This is a genomic window from Rhodococcus sp. Eu-32 (assembly GCF_003336925.1).
Lineage (GTDB): Bacteria > Actinomycetota > Actinomycetes > Mycobacteriales > Mycobacteriaceae > Rhodococcoides > Rhodococcoides kyotonensis_B.
The window spans coordinates 1-429 of record NZ_QGNK01000083.1 but is presented as its reverse complement, the minus strand read 5'-3'; the positions used below and the strand labels follow the sequence as shown (position 1 = coordinate 429).

Here is a 429-nt window from a genome sequence, read left to right as displayed (position 1 = left end):
CTGCGCCAGCGCGAATTTCCATGACGGCAGCACCAGTTTCTGTCCTTTAATCGTCATATGCCGCCGCTTCGCAAAGGCGCAAAACCACAGATAGACCGCGATAATCAACAATAAAACGATACCGAGAATTCGTAGCGTGCCTGCATCGATATACCAGTGGTCGGGAAGCTGGACAATGCCGAAGGTAAAAATGATGCCGCCAAGCAGAATATAGCCCAGCCAGTTAGTGGTAATGCTGAGTGAGAAAATGCGCGTGATAGTACTGCCGGGCAACCCGAGGCGAGAGTATAGTCGGTAACGCATCCCGATCCCGCCGACCCAGGTGCTGAGCGTCAGGTTAAAGGCATAGCAGACGAACGATACCAACATCACCTGTCGCTTCGCCAGTTTATGGCCGCAATAAAGCCGTCCAAGCAGGTCGTAGCAGCC

General features: G+C 53.1%; 1 protein-coding gene. It reads right to left on the bottom strand.

Translation table 11 applies throughout. From position 1 onward, the window contains the following. Positions 1–429 (bottom strand): YbhN family protein (locus tag DK926_RS26400; protein WP_133299122.1); only part of this gene is annotated, 429 nt, incomplete at both ends.